We start from the raw sequence: 14,118 nt of genomic DNA on the forward strand, positions 1-14,118 counted from the left end.
CCACTGTGCCTGCCGCTTCACGTACGCGACTGCGGTCATGCCAGGGGAATGGCTGACTTTTGAATGACCTTCCCGTCAACCATTCACGCGCCGGATAGTTGATTCCCTTTCAGGCTGTTATCACATGAGGGCACTTCCGGCCCATTGGTGAATTTTTTGGCTGGAAGGTGTCAGTTCATCTCTTGCGATTCTGGTCCGATGAGGACAGTATCTCGGTGCTCGGCAATTCCCCTTTCGGTTCAACCTCCGAGGAGTTGCTTCATGAAGTTCCTGAACGTTCCGCTCGCGGTCGCGGGTGCCGGTGTTCTGGGCCTTTTGGCTCTCGGTGCCCCTGCCGCACATGCTCAAGAAATCCTCCCGGGTGCGCGGGCGGATAGCGGGTACAGTGTCCTGTCGAACGACTCAAGTCCTCAGCAGGTTCTCGACGCCTACGGTTTCGGCACGGCGAGTGGGACTCCGGTGGTCACCTGGGCTGCCAACGGTGGAGTCAACCAGAGGTGGTCTTTGCTTGATCAACCGGATGAGACCGTGGCCATCGTGGGTGCGCAGAGCGGAATGTGTGTTGCTCCTTCCGGCTCGCACGGGGTTGTCACGCTGCAGGGGTGCAGCAGTGCGCAGTTCGGTCAGCGCTGGTACAAGGAACGGCGTCCCGGGGGCCGCATCATCTTCGAGAACGCTTTGTTCGAGGGGCAGTGCCTGGACATGGCGGGAAGCTACAGCCAGGCCGTGGTCAGGGACTGCAATGGAAGCGTGAGCCAGAATTGGCGGCTCTTTGCTTCGTAGACGTCACTGCGGTCCCTGCTGTTTTTATTCCGGGTGACAGTCTCGCGCTCGTGGTTACCGGGCATGTTCCCTGCCCGGTACTCGGACAGCTTTCCGTGTCTGGCCTCCGGTAAAAGACTGTGAGTTCGGATTTCGGTGGGGCCTCGTCTTCTCTGCTGCGACCGTCCGCAGCAGAGAAGACATGGGCAGTCGGCGGGCATCGCTGTCCGACGTGCAGCGCCAGCAGCGCCGGCCTTGGCCTGGGATGGGCAATGACCGACACCGCGGTGGCTGGGAGCCGTATCCAGTGACGCTCAGGGCCGGGGAGGCGAGGTGTGAGAGCAGGCGTCACGCCGACCACCACGAGCGGGACGCGATCTACGGCAGACAGCAGCCCCCTCGGAACTCCCGCTGCACGGACTGGCCCGCCAAGTGCGCTGCTCCGCCTCGCCCCTCAGCCCCGGCACGCGGGATTGCCTGCAGCCGACCCAGCCATCGGATCCTGGCCCTGCGGCACTGGTCAGTCGTCATTCCGAGGGACAGTTGTCCCACAGCCGGGAAAGCTCTTTGGGGATTCCGACGCAGCCGCCGCTGAACGGGGCGGCGCTGTGGCTGTAAGCCCAGGGCTGCCCGTTCCGGAGGATGAAGTACTTGCGCGCGCTGCCGTCGTCCTGGATGCCGACCTGCTCCTGGTGCGTCGCGCCCGGGGTGAGTTCGAAGGCGGTCGCGGCGTACCGCGTGTCCCCGCACTGCCCGTACAGGAACTGGCCCGGGCGCGGCTTGATGTGGCGGAAAAGGGAGTTGTGGCTGGTGTACGCGCGGGTGACCGCCGTTTTGACCGCCGCGGTCGCGACCAGGTTCCGGCAGCCGGTGCTCTTCTCAGACGCAGCCGTCACTGTCTGACCATCGCCTGCAGCCGCGGTGGCCGCCGGCTGAGCCCCGCCCGGAGCCGCTGCAGCCGAACCGCCCGCATGAACCGAACCAGAACCAGAGCCAGAACCGGTACTACTGCACGCGCCGAGCAGAAACACGGCGGAGAACGTGACAGCGGCCGAAGCCATCGCGCGAGGCATAGTGGAACGCATCAGAACTGATCCCCCCAGAAAGAGCAGATGATGTGGAGACAGGCAGGTCATGCCTGTGTCCCGTGCATGCCATCCTTTCGGCCGTTCTCGACAACAATCTCCCCGTCCCGTCACAGCCCTGCAATAACAAACCGTCCATCCTGGAGCCGACCGCCCCCAGCCGCGTGACCGAACGTCTGCTGGAAAGCTCTTTCCTGCTGGCCCAGCTCGCCTGCCTGGGCGCCAACCTCTGCTACGGCATCGGCTTCGTCCTCAGCCGCCGCCTACGGTTCCCTCGGCGTGATCGCGTCGGCGGCCGCCTTCTCAGCTGGACGAAGACGCGGCCGCCCTCCTCGTGGACCGCGTCGGTCAGGCCCCGCCAGCCGGTCACGTGGGCGTCGGTGTGCAGCCCGGGGTGAAGGGGTAGCCCGCCGCCTCGGGGGAGATGGTGGTGGAGCCCGCGATGATCAGGCCCGCGGTGGCTCGCTGCCGATAGTCGGTGATCACCAGCGGGGGAACGCACCCGTCGGTGTCGGCGCGGTTGCGGGTCATCGGGGCCATCACCAACCGGTTGGCGAGCTTGAGGTCACCCAGGTCGAACGGCGCGAACAGGTCGAGGCGCATACGGAGCTCCAGCGTTGCGGCGAGCATCGTAGGACAGCCGCCCTAGAGCGCCGTCACGCCAGGTCGCCCGCGTTGGTGGTGTCAACGGCTTGACGATCTAGGACAGTCGACCTGCGTCGTGGCTCTAGGCCGACTGTCCTACGACATCGGAAGGGGATCACCATGACTGCTGTGGCGACCCGTGAACAGATCGTGGCGGCAGCCGACCGGCTCTTCTACCAGCTACTACCACCACTTCAAGTCGAGATCGTGCTGACCAACCGCGCCGACATCCAGGACTACGGCTGCCCCGTGGGCACCTTGACCACGGAGCTGGCCAAGCTGGAGCACGCCATGCTCGGCAGGGCCAGCCGCCTGTTCGCCCCGTTCCGCACATGGCTCCGCGAGCAGTTCGCGCCGCTCGGACCGGCCGACCAGGCCGACCAGGCCGACGAGCTGGCCATGCACGTTATCCGATAACAAGGCCGCCGCCGGCCAGCACATGGCCGGCCACCAGGAGTGGATCAAGCGCGGCCTGGACGACGGGGTCTTCCTGCTGGTCGGCAGCATCCAGCCGGGCCTCGGCGGCGCGGTCCTCGCCCACAACACCTCGCGCGAGGTGCTGCAGAAGCGCGTCGACGACCCGTTCGTCGCCCAGGACGTCGTCACGGCGGAGATCATCGGGATCGCGCCGGCGATGGCGGACGAGCGGCTGAGCTTCCTCCTGTGACGGCGCCGTTCCTCGGCCCCGACGGCGCGAAGCCCACGACGAGCAGCGGGCACGGGAGGTGGCCGGCCGCTACGAAAGCGACGTCATGAACCTCGACATCCGCAGCGACGGCGCTCACCCTGGCCGTCGGGATCAAGCCGGAGATCCGCGCCGCCTCGGACGTCGGCATGCCGGCCGACTACCCTGCCGCAGCTGCACTCCGGGCTCCCCTTCCGCTGTTCGGTGCGTGCGGCTGACCGCGCTCAACGGCAGGGGCCCCGGGAATTCGCCGATCCGGGCCCTTGCCGTCAGCCCCGCGCCCCCGTTGCCGGTGACAGCGGGGGTTCCTGGTGGGAGCCGTAGCGCTCCATGCGCTGCCAGCGCAGGCGGCTGCCGGACAGGGCCGTGGCGACCGACTGGACCACCACGAGGTACATCAGCTGGCGGTAGACGAACTGCTGCAACGGCAGGCTCCACAGCGGTCCGAGCCGTTCGCCGTCGAGGCGGAACGCATAGGCCCCGGTGACGACCTGGATGAGCAGGAACGAGCACCACAGCAGCAGTACGTGGACGGGGTCGAGGAAGATCAGCCCGTACACGCTCAGCACATCGACCAAGGGTGCGAACAGCGGCAGCAGCACCTGGAACAGCAACAGGAAGAGCAGCCCGCGACGGCCGAAGGTGCCGGCCGCTCCGCTCTGGCGAACGGCGCCGCGGTGCTTCCACATCGCCTGCAGAGTCCCGTAGCACCAGCGGTAACGCTGCCGCCACAGGGCGCCGAGGGAAGCGGGAGCCTCGGTCCAGGCGATGGCCCTCTCCTCGTAGACCACGCGCCAGCCGTCACGCCAGAACGCCATGGTGAGGTCGGTGTCCTCGGCCAGTGTCGCCTCGGAGACACCGCCGACGCGTACCAGCGCGGCCCGGCGCCAGGCACCGATCGCACCCGGCACCGTCGGCATGCACCGGGCCAGGTCGAACAGCCGCCGGTCCAGGTTGAAGCCGACGACGTACTCGATGTGCTGCCAACGGCCCAGCAGACCGCTCCGGTTGACGACCTTGGCGTTGCCGGAGACCGCTCCGATCCCCGGGTCGGAGAACGGCTGGACCAGCTGGCGCACCGCATCCGGCTCGAAGACCGTGTCGCCGTCCATCATCACCACGATCTCGTGCGAGGCGGCGGCGATCCCCGTGTTGAGGGCGGCGGGCTTGCCCGCGTTCCGCTGGCGGATCACCCGTACGCCCGGCAGACCGAGTGCCTCGACGATGTCGGCAGTGCCGTCGGTGGAACCGTCGTCCACGACGATGATCTCGACGGGGTGGTCGGATGCGACCAGGGACCGGACGGTCGCCTCGATGCCGGCCGACTCGTTGTAGGCCGGGACGATCACCGACACCGGTTCGGTGACCGGCGCTCCCCACGCCGTCCTGGCATGCCGCCGGTGCCTGGCAGCGGCGATCATGGAGATCACGGCGCGCAGGATGCCCAGCAGTCCGGCGAAGAGCAGCAGCAGGTCGAGTCCGTCGAGGCCCCAGACCGCCCCCTTGAGCAGCCACAGCAGCCCTACGCCGAGCAGGTGCTGACCGGTGGAGGCCGGGCGGTTGGCGTCGGTGAGGTGGAAAGCCTGGCTGACCGTCTGGAAGCGGTAGCCGCGCGCCTCCAGGCGCGGAATCAGTGCGTCCAGCGCGGCCACGGTCTGTGCGCGGTCGCCGCCGGCGTCGTGGAAGAGGATCACCTGGCCGGCGGACCCGGGAGGGGTGGCGTTGCGGATGATCCGCCGCACGCCCGGCTTCTGCCAGTCCTCGCTGTCCTGGGTGACGAGCACGGTCAGGTAGCCCTGCTTGCCGAGCTGTCGCATCGTGGCCCAGTCGGCGTTGCCCACCGCGTCGGCGCTGGACGAGTACGGCGGGCGGAAGAGGCTGCTGGTGACACCCGCGGCGCCGGCCACCGCGAGCTGGTCCTCCCGCATCTCCAGCGTGCGCTGCCAGCCGGGCAGGCTGGGCAGATAGGGGTGGGTGAAGCTGTGCAGGCCGAGTTCGTCGTGATCCTCCGCCATCCGCGCGACCAGTTCGGGGTGGGTGGCCACGCCGGTGCCCACGAGGAAGAAGGTCGCGGGCACGTGGTGCCGTTCCAGCGTCGCCAGGACCTTGGGGGTCCAGGTCGGGTCCGGGCCGTCGTCGAAGGTGAGCACCACGGTGCGCGCCGGTGGGGTGAGTGAGACCGGTGTGGATCCGCTGGACGAGATCACCGGGCCGCCGTTCTCGATCGAAGGCGGCACCTGGTCGACGGGTCCCTGCGGAGGGTTCCCGCCGTCGTCCTGGAAGCCGAACATGTGCTGCGTGTAACCCTCGATGAGCAGCGTGAGGGTGAGGGTCAACACCATGGTCACCAGCAGCACCCAGTGGGTGCGTACTGGAGTTTCGCGGGCGCTACGGCCACGCCGTGGGGAAGAGCTCACATCGATGATTTCTGGGATGGGTGAAGAGTTCTGGAACGGAACTGCGGGCGTGGACCAGGGGACGGGAGTCCTGACAGACCGTTAGAGCCCGAGCGTGCCCTGGGTGGGCGAGGCGGAGGGCGCCGCGGTCGGGGTCCGCTTCGGGTGCGGGAACGGCTTGTGCCCCTTGGGCCGCGTCGGACTCGGGGACGGCGTCGCGGTCGGGGACGGATTCACCGTCGGGGACGGTTTCGCCGTCGGGGACGATTTCACCGTCGAGGGCGACTTCGCCTTGGCGCTCGCGCCGCCGGCGGTCTGCGTCACGGGCGTCGCCAGGCCCGAGCTCCGGTGCCGCTGGGCGGTGGCCGCCGCGGCCGTCGGGGATGTCCCGGCCCGGGGCGCCTCGTGCGCGTGCTCGGCGGCGGGGCCCGGCTTGGGCCGCAGGGGGTGCGGCAGCAGCGCCGGCAGGGTCGGGCCGCCCAGGAAGGTGCTGACGAGCAGGGCGACGTAGGCCGCTGCCGGAGTCACCAGCGCGGCCACCAGGATGCGCAGCCGCCTGCGGCGGCCTCCTGACATGTCGACGAAGATGGGTTTGGGGGTGGGGCGTCGTACCGGCAGGCCACTCAGGCCCGGTGTGCCGGCGGTGGGCTCGGCCGGGGAACCAGCCACAGCAGGCCCCTGGGTCGGCTCCTGAATGGGGACATCGGGAGACGGTGACGCGTCACACGTCACGCTGTCCCCGGCGGGCGCCGAGCCCTCCGGAATGGTCTGCACAAGATCCGGACACTAGTGGCTCAAAACTGCTTGCAGGATAGAAAACGTTGAAGCTCGCGGAAAAAGTCCGCAAAGCACATGAGCGGGTCGGTGTGGCGGGTACCGTGAAGTACGTCAGTCCTGCGGCCTGCTGATGGTCAGTTCGAAGTCGGCTCCCACGGTCAGCGGAGCCTTCAGATCCCACTCGCCGCGGTCCGCGAGCTCCTGCAGAGCCTGCGACCGGTCGACCGCCTGCGGCCAGTCGTTCTCGCGGCCGGCAGTGCAGGGTTGCTTCATGTGCTGCCTGCGGACGGTGTTGAACCGGGCCAGCCACGTCGCCTCGTTCACACCGGAGGCCGGGTTGCCCCCGAGCAACTTGTCGGTCTCGTGGGCGATCTTCAGCATGCCGTCGCAGTCGTCGGAAGTCTGGCCCATCATCAGGGCGGTGTCGTAGAGGTTCTCCAGACCCAGCTCGCTCTTCACCCCCTCTCGCGCGCCCAGCTGCATGGCAGGGGCGAGGTACGTGTCGTGTCCCACCTGGATCTGCAGCCTCCGGAAGGCCGGATCCAGGGCGGCCTTCTTCCAGTCGCGCACGAACGCCTCGCCCAGCGCGCTGGTGTCGTCACTTCCCGAGTCGGCCAGTCGCTGAAGGACGGCGGTGTACTGCGCGAGCACGTTGTGTGGTGCGATGGCGTTGTACCTCTTGACCAGCCCGAGCATGTCGCCACTCTGGCTGCAGAACCCGATCCACCCCGCCGTGTAGCCACAGCCGTCGTGCAGATCGGTGATGTAGGCGTACCGCGGAACGGTGGCACCGTTTTCGAACACCGCGGTGATGTCATCCATCATCAGGATTGCCGCAGGCCCCGCCGCGGGCGTCGCCGGAGCACCGGCCGTACCGCCGGCCTGACCGGCCCTGTCAGCCTTACCTGCCGTACCGGACGTGCAGCCACCCACGGTGAGCACGGCGCCGAGGACGACGAACAGGGTGCGACGTATCCCGGTCAACTCCACGAACCGCTCCGGCCTGCTCCTTGCTGACTGCACCGTCTCACTGAAGAGCCTCCTGCTCGCAGAGAAACCGCGAGCAGGCGGCTTGATCAATTACCGCTCACTTCTCGCCCTGGGTCTTGACCTGGATCTTAGCGTGCTGGGTTTTACTGGTCAGGGTGTTGGGCGCGTGCGCCGGAGAGGTCGACGTCGGCTGCTGTCGAGCGGCTTCGGACGGACCAGGGACGGCCCGGCCCTGCCCCTGGGGTTCGACGGCGGGCACTCTCCGTGCGGCTCATTTGAGCCTAAGCCGACGACAGACAGTTGTGACGGTGGCTTGAGTTGGCGGACGAGGTACGTGGCCCCGACGGGGCGGGCAGGACGGACGGTTCGGTGCGGCGCGGCGCGGTTGTCACGGTGCTTTCGTGGCCTCGCAGTGCTTCTTGATGAGGTCGTAGGAGCGCACGCGGGCGTCAAGGTCGTAGACAGGTGTGGTCAGCATGAGTTCGTCTGCTCCGGTATCGGCGGCCAGCTGCGCGAGCCGGCGTACGACGGTCTCGGGCGTCCCGCACGCCTGTTGTGCACGGAAACCGGCAAGCGCCTGCCGCTCCTGTGCCGTGAAGGGATGGGTGGCGGCGTCCGCGGGTGTGGGGAAGGGAATCTCGCTCAGACCTTTGAGCAGCCCGGCCTTGACGACGTCCATGGGCCCGGCTCGCCACGCCGCTTCCTGCTCCGTCTCAGCGCATATCGCCTCCACGCACACCAGAACCCGGGGCTGCTCGCACCAGCGGGACGGGATGAACTCCGCACGGTAGCGCTCCAGCACTGTGAAGGTGTTGTCGGGCCGGATGTGGTGTGCGACGGCGATCGGCAGGCCGAGTCGCGCGGCGAGGGCGGCACCTGCGGTACTGGAGCACAGCAGCCATGGCTCCGGCAGCGGGCCGAGTGCCACTTCGTCGACCAGAAAGGTCAGGATCGCAGCGACGTCGTCGTGGTACTGCGCGTCCGTCGCCGGTCCGGCTCCGCGGCGCAATTCCCGCGCGGTGGCCTCGTCGAAGGTGCCGGGGCCGCGGCCGATACCCAGGTCGATGCGGTCCGCGTGCAACGCGGCCAGTGTTCCGAACTGCTCCGCCAGCATGATGGGCGCATGGTTGGGCGCCAGTACTCCGCCCGACCCGAGCCGGATGGCTGAGGTCGAGGCCGCCGCATGAGCGATCAGCACCACGGGTGGGAACGCGCCGATCGCGGGCGAATGGTGGTGCTCGGCGTACCAGATCCGGTGATACCCCAGTAGTTCGAGCTTGCGAGCGAAGGTGGCGGTGTCACGCAGGGTCTCCACGCCACGGGTCCCTGATTCGACCACCGCGACTTCCAGCGCTGAAATCGGCACATCGATCATGCCGTCAGCATAGGGATCGGTGTGCGCCTCAGGTGCGGCGGTCCCCACCGCCACGGTGCTCGGGCCGGTGGGTGAGGTCCGTGCGCCAGTCGCCTCCGGTTGCCTCCGGTCCGCGATCGCCAGACCGGTCGACCGCGTCAGTCGCTACGTCCGCCTCGTCCCACTGCCCGACAGGCACGGCGCCGAAGCCGTCCGTGGACCACGTGTGCTTGAAATCGGGCGGGGTTGCGCCTCATGCGGCTGACGGCCTGGAGGGTGCGGACAGAGCGGACGCCGTTCAGGTGGTCGAGCGCCTGGTGCCAGGGCGCGTACGCATGCTCGATGCGGACGCGCTTCACGGCGACGATGGTCGCGCTGGAGTATTCGTCTGGTTCATTTCGCCGATCATCTGCCACAGCCGCAGCGCCCGGCTTCGGTGTTGGTGCGCCATGTGGTGGAGGCCGGCGGCGGCGTCCAGGTCGCCGATCAGTTGCCAGCATGTGGCCTCGTCCTGGCGGTCGCCGTGCCGGTGGAACAGGCCCGCCGCGCGCTCCAACGCCGGGCTCGCCTGGTCCCGGTCGTCTTGACCGGCGTGCACGCGGCCGACTTCCAGCAGCGTGTACGCGGCGCACCGCTCGTCGGCCAGTTTCTCGAAGGTGGCCAGCGCCTGCCCCAGGCAGCGCAGCGCCTCGTCCGGATCACCGCGCCGATCGTGCAACCGGCTGAACCGCCTCAGCACGACGGCCACGCGGTGCTCGTCGTCAAGCTCTCTGGCCAGGCGCAGGGCTCCGGTGAACCAGGACTCCGCCTCTTCGAGTTGACCTTGCATGAGTCGCATCACGGCCATGGAGCAGGACAGCTGCGCTTCGATGTGCCGGTCGCCTTCGCCGACCGCGATGGCCAGCGCTTGCTCCACACGTTCGAGCGCTTCGTCGTCACGGCCCTGCACCCGGCTGACCGTACTGAGCGTCGCCACCGACAACGCCTCGCCGAGCTTGTCCCCACCGTCCCGGCACAGCTCGATGGAGGACTCCAGGGCGCGGGTGGCTCGGTCGAATTCGTCTTGGTAGATGTGCAGCTGGCCAAGTCCGCGTAGCAGCACCGACGCCCCGCGCACGTTGCCGGCGGCCTCGGCCGCGCCCAACGCGAGCCGGTGCCCGTGCTGCCAGTCCTGATACAGACACCGGTGGTCGTAGTAGGTCGCCGTGCCGGCCGCCAGCTCCCAGGCCAACTCGTCCAGGCCCCAGTCCACGGCCAGTTTCACGGCGCCGAGCAGGTTGTCGCGTTCCGCGTCGAACCAGCCGAACGGATCGGCCATGAGCCGGTCCACGACCGCATCGGGCAGCGATCGGCGCGGTGCCGAACCGGGCGCAGCGGCCAGCAGTCCGCCCGGCAGCCGGTCGGTGCCGCGCCTGACCAGATCGAGCCAGACGGAGAGCACCCGGACGATCGCGTCCCGCTTGTCCGCCGTCGGCAGCGGGGCGGCGATCTCCATGGCACAGGTCCTGATCAGGTCGTGCAGCCGGTAGCGCGGCTGGCCGATGGCGTCGGTGGCGGTCAGCCGCACCAGGCTGGCGTCGACGAGGGTGTCCAGCACTTCTTCCCCGTCCGAGCGGTCCAGCAGCGGGCCGACCACCCAGCCGGGCAGGGTGTAGGCGCCGAGCAGACCCAGCAGGCTCAGCGCGCGCACCGCGTCGGCCGGCAGCAGCCGCAGGCTCAGATCGACGCTGGCGCGCACGCTGAGATCCCCGATCCTCAGCTCGGCCAGCCGCCGGGACTCGTCCTCGATCCGTTCCCGCAGCACCCGCAGCGACCAGGCCGGGCGGCCGGTGAGCTTGGCGCTGGCGATCCGGATCGCCAGCGGCAGGTTGCCGCAGCAGTCGAGGATCGCGTCGGCCTCCGCCGGTTCCCGCTCGACCCGCCGTCGCCCGATGATGCCCGTGAACAACTCCCGTGCCTCTGCCGGGCTCAGCACGTCCAGGTCGATGTGCCGGGCGCCGGGAAGTTGCGTCAGCAGAGTGCGGCTGGTGATCAACACGGCACAACCGTCGGCCCCGGGCAACAACGGCAGCACTTGATCGGCGTGACCGGCATCGTCCAGCACCACCAGCATCTGGCGGTCCGCCAGCAACGAACGGTAGAGCGCGGCCCGTTCGGACAGGCCGTTCGGGATCGCGCTGCCGGCGATCGACAGTGCACGCAGCGCTTCGGCCAGCATCAGAGCCGGGTCCCGCGGCTCGTCCGATGTCCCGGCGAGGTTGAGGTAGAGCTGGCCGTCGGGGAAGAGTGCGCTCGCCAGCCGCGCGGCGTGCGTCACCAGACAGGACTTGCCGACACCTGGACCGCCCACGATGACGGCCACCGGAGCCCGGTTCGGCGCCGACACGTCGAGTAATCGGGCGACCTCGGCCAGCGCGTCGGCTCGGCCCACGAAGTCGGGGACATCGAACGGCAGTTGGCGCACCGGCATCGCCATTGCCGGCCCCGGGGCCGCCGGGGCGGGGCTCTCCGGTGGCGTGGCCGAGGGGCCATTTGCTGGGATCGTAGCCGCCAGGGCGGGATCTGCGGTCAGGATGCGCTGATGCAGCGCCTGCAGCGGCGGGGTGGGGTCGACACCGAGTTCGTCGGCCAGTGTCCGGCGCAGCCGCTCGTACACCTGCAGCGCCTCGCCTTGTCTTCGGCACCGGTAGAGGGCGACCATCAGGTGTTCGGCGACCTGCTCGTCGTAGGGGTGCTCGCGGAGCAGAGCGGTCAGTTCATCGATGACCTCTCGATGACGCCCCAGGTCGAGTTCGATGGCCAGGCACTGTTTGTGCGTGGCCGCGCGTTTCTCGTTCAGCCGTGCCGCATCGATCTCCAGGGCTTGGCTGGGGGTGTCGGCCAGGGCGTTTCCGCGCCAGCAAGCGAGCGCCCGCCGCAGCGCGACTGCCGTCTCGAACGGGGTCGTGTGCTGTTCGGCGAGGTGTCGCTGGTGGTCGAACTCCAGCAGGTCGAGCTGATCTTGAGCCAGGTGGATCTCGTAGCCGCCGCGCCGCGTGCTGATCAGCGTGCCGGGTGCTCCGCGGGCGACGAGGTTACGGCGCAGCCCGGAGACAGCGTCCTGGACCTGGCGGACCGCGGTGGCGGGCGCGTTCGTGTCCCACATCACGGCGACGAGCCGTTCCATGGCGACGATGTTGTTGGCGTCGATCAGAAGTGCTGCCAGCATCTTGGCCTGCCGCGGCCCGTTCAACGGGACCGTGCGTCCGGCGATCTGGGCGTGTAACGGCCCCAGTAAGCCGAATCTCATGCTCCCCCTGGTACGTGACGATGAGCGCCGTTCCCCCTGGTCGACCTCGCACTAGGACGAATCTAGGACGGCCGACGGATCTGTGTCCATAGCGTCTCCGCAGCACGGCTCGCCGAGGACGCCTGGGCAGGCGATGGGTGCGGAGGGTGCCTTCGCCCGGTGCCGCACACGCACCGCCGCACAGTCCACGCGCACCGCCGCACGGCTCCATACGTACCGCCGCACCACTTCCGATCGGCAAAACGACAGAAGGAGCACTGATCAACCATGCTTCGCAACTGGAAGGCCTTCGGCGCACTGGCAGTCGCAGGTTGCTGCGCCACGATCGGCCTCACCACGGGCACCGCTGAGGCGCAGACGCAAATAAAGACCAGCAACGTCACGGAACTCGGTTCGTACAACGACAACGGAAGAACCGGCAACTACCAGTTCGTGGCGAACAATTGGGACAGCCGCTACCAGCGCTACCAGCAGTCGCTCGTCTGGGTGTCCGGGCAGGACGGCGGCAAGGACATGGCCCACTGCCTACGGGGCAACGGCGGGGCAAACTGGTACGAATCCTCGATCGTCGCGCGCAACGGTACGAACTCCTCGCACTACGACTGCACCAACAACGGCACCTACAACCAGGGGTTCGACCAGGTGGGCGTCGACCTGAGCAACTGGTGACAGGTGCCTGAGCAGGCAGCGGACGCCCTGGTGTGCCCCGTTCGGAGCGCACCAGGGCACACCAGTCGAAGGAGGAGGCCCGGACGATGCTGGGCAGACACAAGACCCTTGCGGTCGCGCTGGCCGTGATCATTGCCGCGATGGTCGCGGCGGGGTTCGCGCATTTCCCGTCCGACGACGGCCAGACGGCCCGGGCGACGGCCAACACCCGCCGTTTCGTGCTGGTCCTGGCAGGTGCTTCCGGCCAGTCGGAGTCGGAAGAATTCGACCTTGAGGTTGCCGCTCGCACGGAGGCCCTGACATCCACATGCATGAAGTCGCACGGCTTCCAGTACCTGCCCAAGAACCCGCACAGCGTGGTTGATGTCGAGGACGCATCAGACTTTTCGAGCCTCGACTACGCGCGCAAGCACGGGTTCGGAATATCGGTGTTTCCCCACTTCGCCCCTGAGGCCAAGGCAGCCAAGAGCTACCTGAAGACCCTTTCCGCTGCTTCCCTCAAGGCTTACGATGCGGCTCTTCCCGGATGCGTCGACAGCTCACAGCGTACGACTGAAAAGGAATACGGCATCCCGGAGGCGAACTCCGAGTGGGCTCGGGTGGACGGTGAGGTGCAACACGACAGACGTTACCAATCGGCACTTGAGACGTGGAGATCCTGTGCGGCGGCGGCCGGTCATCCGGCGCAATCCCGTCTCGCGCTCATCACGAACCTGCGCAAGGAATACACGTCCGTAATGGCCGGCATTCAGAGTGGGGACCGAGTGCTGCCCCAGGACCAATTGGCGGCGCTGGCCGCTCAGAATCCTTCGTGGCGGAAGTTCCATCAATCGGAACTCTATGCCGCCGTGGCGACATTTCCCTGCTCGCAAGCCACCGATCGGACATATGTGTCTATATTCCTCCAGTACCTGAACCGGAACAGTTGAGGGCGGTGCGCCAGAGGGAGCCGCCGACGGCACGGCCCGACGGCCCGAGAGGCGGACGGGTCCCACCCGCGTGTGCAGGTGTCGGGCGGTGGCAGCCGGGTCGCCTCGCAGGCCAGCGGGGTCTTGCCGGCGGAGGCAGCTCGCCGTACGGGCCTGGCCGCCGGGTTGTCGGCAGCGCTCGCGCCCTGGCGCAAGCCCAGAGCGGTGCACGATCCCGGCAAGGTCCTGCCGGACATCGCACTCGCCGTGGCTCTGGGCGGCGACCGCCTGGCCGGCACCGGCCTTCTGCGGGCCGAGCCCGCGGTCTTCGGACCGGTGGCGCCCGACCCGACCGCCGCCCGCCTCCCGCCTCGTCGACACTCCGGCCACAGCCGGTCCGCGCGCGCTCACGGCCATACAACGGGGTGGAGCGAAGTCCGATACTAAGTCCGGGAGTTGGCTGACCGGGCGGTCGCGGACGCGGGCGGCGAGGTGGTCGTGGACATCGACAAGGTCCTGGTCCTGGCGCACCCCGAGAAGGAGGACGCGGCCGCGACC

At 68.4% G+C, this 14,118-nt stretch carries 12 protein-coding genes and 1 pseudogene; 6 read left to right on the plus strand and 7 right to left on the minus strand.

The genetic code is table 11. The features are described from left to right. The first annotated feature begins 261 nt into the window (after nucleotides 1-261). Entirely contained in the window at nucleotides 262-783 is a 522-nt protein-coding gene (locus M878_RS57955) for an RICIN domain-containing protein (RefSeq protein WP_023545680.1), read from the plus strand. A gap of 506 nt (nucleotides 784-1,289) precedes the next feature. Here M878_RS57955 and M878_RS57960 read toward each other — a convergent pair. Both M878_RS57960 and M878_RS99650 read right to left on the minus strand, forming a co-directional pair. Then, nucleotides 1,290-1,658: a hypothetical protein gene (locus M878_RS57960; protein ID WP_023545681.1), complete on the minus strand. Its 369-nt coding sequence runs from the start codon at nucleotides 1,656-1,658 to the stop codon at nucleotides 1,290-1,292. Nucleotides 1,659-2,079: 421 nt separating this feature from the next. After that, a pseudogene (locus tag M878_RS99650) lies at nucleotides 2,080-2,477 on the minus strand (oxidoreductase). Nucleotides 2,478-2,612: 135 nt separating this feature from the next. Here M878_RS99650 and M878_RS57970 point away from each other — a divergent pair. Both M878_RS57970 and M878_RS57975 read left to right on the plus strand, forming a co-directional pair. Further along, nucleotides 2,613-2,909, plus strand: a complete 297-nt coding sequence (locus M878_RS57970) for a hypothetical protein (RefSeq protein WP_245238064.1) — start codon at nucleotides 2,613-2,615, stop codon at nucleotides 2,907-2,909. A 22-nt stretch (nucleotides 2,910-2,931) separates the two neighbouring features. Then, nucleotides 2,932-3,159 carry a YciI family protein gene (locus M878_RS57975; RefSeq protein ID WP_023545684.1) on the plus strand — a complete coding sequence of 76 codons (228 nt, stop codon included), beginning with the start codon at nucleotides 2,932-2,934 and terminating at the stop codon, nucleotides 3,157-3,159. Nucleotides 3,160-3,446: 287 nt separating this feature from the next. On the opposite strand, the gene M878_RS57980 is transcribed toward M878_RS57975, so the two are convergent. From M878_RS57980 to M878_RS58000, 5 genes are all read right to left on the minus strand, one after another. After that, on the minus strand, nucleotides 3,447-5,519 hold the full coding sequence (locus M878_RS57980; RefSeq protein ID WP_106962818.1) for a bifunctional polysaccharide deacetylase/glycosyltransferase family 2 protein: 2,073 nt from the start codon (nucleotides 5,517-5,519) through the stop codon (nucleotides 3,447-3,449). Between the two features lie 156 nt (nucleotides 5,520-5,675). After that, nucleotides 5,676-6,242, minus strand: a complete 567-nt coding sequence (locus M878_RS57985; RefSeq protein ID WP_023545686.1) for a hypothetical protein — start codon at nucleotides 6,240-6,242, stop codon at nucleotides 5,676-5,678. Between the two features lie 219 nt (nucleotides 6,243-6,461). Further along, nucleotides 6,462-7,373, minus strand: a complete 912-nt coding sequence (locus M878_RS92165) for a chitosanase (RefSeq protein WP_158692663.1) — start codon at nucleotides 7,371-7,373, stop codon at nucleotides 6,462-6,464. Between the two features lie 355 nt (nucleotides 7,374-7,728). Further along, nucleotides 7,729-8,715 (minus strand): MsnO8 family LLM class oxidoreductase, encoded by a 987-nt coding sequence (locus tag M878_RS57995; RefSeq protein ID WP_037730491.1) that lies wholly within the window; start codon nucleotides 8,713-8,715, stop codon nucleotides 7,729-7,731. Between the two features lie 334 nt (nucleotides 8,716-9,049). Next, the gene (locus M878_RS58000) at nucleotides 9,050-11,902 is read right to left on the minus strand and encodes an AfsR/SARP family transcriptional regulator (RefSeq protein WP_158692664.1); all 2,853 of its coding nucleotides are present in this window, start codon (nucleotides 11,900-11,902) and stop codon (nucleotides 9,050-9,052) included. Between the two features lie 348 nt (nucleotides 11,903-12,250). Between M878_RS58000 and M878_RS58005 the strand changes: the two genes are divergently transcribed. The 3 genes from M878_RS58005 to M878_RS58015 all read left to right on the plus strand — a co-directional run bounded on the left by M878_RS58005 (nucleotide 12,251) and on the right by M878_RS58015 (nucleotide 14,007). Further along, complete coding sequence (locus M878_RS58005) at nucleotides 12,251-12,652, plus strand: hypothetical protein (RefSeq protein WP_023545690.1); 402 nt, start codon at nucleotides 12,251-12,253, stop codon at nucleotides 12,650-12,652. Nucleotides 12,653-12,738: 86 nt separating this feature from the next. After that, nucleotides 12,739-13,581, plus strand: a complete 843-nt coding sequence (locus M878_RS58010) for a hypothetical protein (protein WP_023545691.1) — start codon at nucleotides 12,739-12,741, stop codon at nucleotides 13,579-13,581. Between the two features lie 72 nt (nucleotides 13,582-13,653). Then, the gene (locus M878_RS58015; protein ID WP_023545692.1) at nucleotides 13,654-14,007 is read left to right on the plus strand and encodes a transposase; all 354 of its coding nucleotides are present in this window, start codon (nucleotides 13,654-13,656) and stop codon (nucleotides 14,005-14,007) included. Nucleotides 14,008-14,118 lie beyond the last annotated feature (111 nt).

This window comes from Streptomyces roseochromogenus subsp. oscitans DS 12.976, assembly GCF_000497445.1.
Lineage (GTDB): Bacteria > Actinomycetota > Actinomycetes > Streptomycetales > Streptomycetaceae > Streptomyces > Streptomyces oscitans.

What these genes read in the sequence shown, in the direction of transcription:
- M878_RS57955 (WP_023545680.1), top strand. Translation starts at nt 262, where the DNA reads ATGAAGTTCCTGAACGTTCCGCTCGCGGTCGCGGGTGCCGGTGTTCTG.
- M878_RS57970 (WP_245238064.1), top strand. Translation starts at nt 2,613, where the DNA reads ATGACTGCTGTGGCGACCCGTGAACAGATCGTGGCGGCAGCCGACCGG.
- M878_RS57975 (WP_023545684.1), top strand. Translation starts at nt 2,932, where the DNA reads ATGGCCGGCCACCAGGAGTGGATCAAGCGCGGCCTGGACGACGGGGTC.
- M878_RS57980 (WP_106962818.1), bottom strand. Translation starts at nt 5,519, where the DNA reads ATGGTGTTGACCCTCACCCTCACGCTGCTCATCGAGGGTTACACGCAG.
- M878_RS57995 (WP_037730491.1), bottom strand. Translation starts at nt 8,715, where the DNA reads ATGATCGATGTGCCGATTTCAGCGCTGGAAGTCGCGGTGGTCGAATCA.
- M878_RS58000 (WP_158692664.1), bottom strand. Translation starts at nt 11,902, where the DNA reads ATGCTGGCAGCACTTCTGATCGACGCCAACAACATCGTCGCCATGGAA.
- M878_RS58005 (WP_023545690.1), top strand. Translation starts at nt 12,251, where the DNA reads ATGCTTCGCAACTGGAAGGCCTTCGGCGCACTGGCAGTCGCAGGTTGC.
- M878_RS58010 (WP_023545691.1), top strand. Translation starts at nt 12,739, where the DNA reads ATGCTGGGCAGACACAAGACCCTTGCGGTCGCGCTGGCCGTGATCATT.